This is a genomic window from Pseudokineococcus marinus, assembly GCF_013004605.1.
GTDB classification, from domain to species: Bacteria; Actinomycetota; Actinomycetes; order Actinomycetales; family Quadrisphaeraceae; genus Pseudokineococcus; species Pseudokineococcus marinus.
Genome location: NZ_JABEMA010000446.1, coordinates 1 through 1,894, shown reverse-complemented (window position 1 = coordinate 1,894; position 1,894 = coordinate 1). Strand labels below are relative to the sequence as shown.

2 protein-coding genes are annotated in these 1,894 nt (G+C 80.5%); both read right to left on the bottom strand.

The genetic code is table 11. The annotated features are described in order from the left end of the window. Positions 1-808: CbiQ family ECF transporter T component (locus HLB09_RS16460; RefSeq protein WP_322790235.1), on the bottom strand; the 808-nt coding region annotated here is incomplete at its 3' end. An 88-nt stretch (positions 809-896) separates the two neighbouring features. Beyond that, positions 897-1,754 (bottom strand): hypothetical protein, encoded by an 858-nt coding sequence (locus HLB09_RS16455; protein ID WP_171204380.1) that lies wholly within the window; start codon positions 1,752-1,754, stop codon positions 897-899. Positions 1,755-1,894: the final 140 nt, after the last annotated feature.

Genomic DNA, 1,894 nt, shown 5'->3' with positions numbered 1-1,894 from the left:
CGACGACGGCCCACTCGGGGGGCCCCCACGGGTCAGGGCGGTGGGCCGTCCGGCGCACGCGCGCGGAGGCCAGCCGCAGCCCGAGGACGGCGAGGACCGCGCCGCCGAGCAGCACCGGCAGGCCCGTCGCCGCGCCCGCCGTCGGGTCGAGGAGGCCGACGAGGCCCCAGCAGGTGCCGAGCAGGCCGCCGAGCAGCAGCGCGGCCGACGTCCGCCGGGCGCGGCGCGGCACGTCCGCCGTGCGCCCGTAGCCGCGCACCGCCATCGCCCCGGCCAGGGCGAGCGAGCGGTCCAGCGCGTCGGCGAGCACCGGCGAGAGGACGGCGGGCAGCGCCCGCACCCCCTCGTCCCCGCCCGCCCGCAGCCGGCGCGCCCGCCGCACCCGTCGCACGCTGTCGAGCAGCTGCGGGGCGGCGGTCAGGGCGATGACGACGGCCGTCGAGACCTCGGCGAGCGCCCCCGGGACGGCGCGCAGGAGCCGGCGCGCGTCGGCGAGGGAGTTCGCCGCCCCCACGCAGACGAGGACGGCGGCGAGCCGGAGGCCGTCGTAGACGCCGGCGAGCAGGGACCCCGCCGTCACCGGCCCGAGGAGGGTGACGCCGGAGAGGAGGTCCGGCAGCGGCACCGCCGGCAGGTCGAGGACCACCGGCCCGGTGCCGAGCGCCGTGCCCCCGAAGAGGACGCGGAAGAGCGTGCGGACGGCGACGACGACCCCGGCGAGCACGAGGTAGGCCCGCAGGTCGAGCCCGTGGGGGGCGTCCGGCCGCCGGGCCACGACGACGAGGCAGGCCACCGCGACGACCCCCACGAGGAGCAGGGGGTCACTGGTCCGGCTCGCTGCCGCGGCCAGCCCGAGCGCCCACAGCCACCAGGCGCCCGGGTGGAGCCCGCGGCGGTCAGCGCGCGTCGGACCTCCGCTCGTCCATCTCCTCGTCGCGGCGGCGACGGGCGCGCAGCGCGCCGAGCACGAGCGCCAGGACGACGAGCGCGGCGACGACCACCACGACCACGATCGTCGTCCACGGGACGCTCGCGGCCTCCTCGCTGCTCGCCTCCACCTCGGACGCGTCGGCGCCCTCGGGGTCGACGGCCGGGGAGTCGCCCGCCGTGCCGTTCTCCGGAGCTCCCGTCGGCGTCGCCGACGGGGACGAGGTCCCGGTCGGGGCCGCCTCCCCGGCCACGGGCAGCGCCGCCACGGCGGCGGGCTCGACGCGCGGCGGGGCGCCCTCGAGGCTGTCGCCGGACAGCTCGGTCCACGACCACGCCTCGACGCCGCCGACCTCGGGCACGCGGTCGGCCGCGCCGACCTGGCTGGAGGTCCACTCGCCGTCCCGCGGCGCGTACCAGTACGCCCAGTACCCGTCGTTGAGGCAGTCCGCCTGGTCGGGCGCGGGCAGACCCTCGATGGTGCAGACGAAGCCGGGCTGGCTCTCCGTGGCCGTGAAGCCGGCCTCGGTGAGCGCCGTCAGCCCGTCGGGCGCCTCGAGCGCGCACCCGGCGGTCGGCGCGGCGAGGTCGCCGCCCGCGAGGCCCTGCGGGTCGACGAGGACGGTCGCGCCCTCGTCCTCGGGGCAGGCCTCGCCCGCGAGCTCGACGTCGGCGGACGCCGAGGGGGCGGCGGACGACGTCGTCGAGGGGGCGGCGGACGACGTCGTCGAGGGGGTGGCAGCCAGGGCCGGTCCGGCGCCGAGCGCGAGCACGAGGCCGGCGGACCCGGCGAGGGCGGCGAGGCGGGAGGTGGGGGCGACGGGCACGAGGAGCCTCTCGGGAGGGGCCGGCCGGGCGTCGCCCCGACCGGGCCCGGCCCGGGGCGCCGACGGGCGCGCAGCGGGAGGCCGACCGGGCTCCGCCCCGCAGACCACGGCGGGGATGGCGGGAGCCGCTGGCCCCCGGC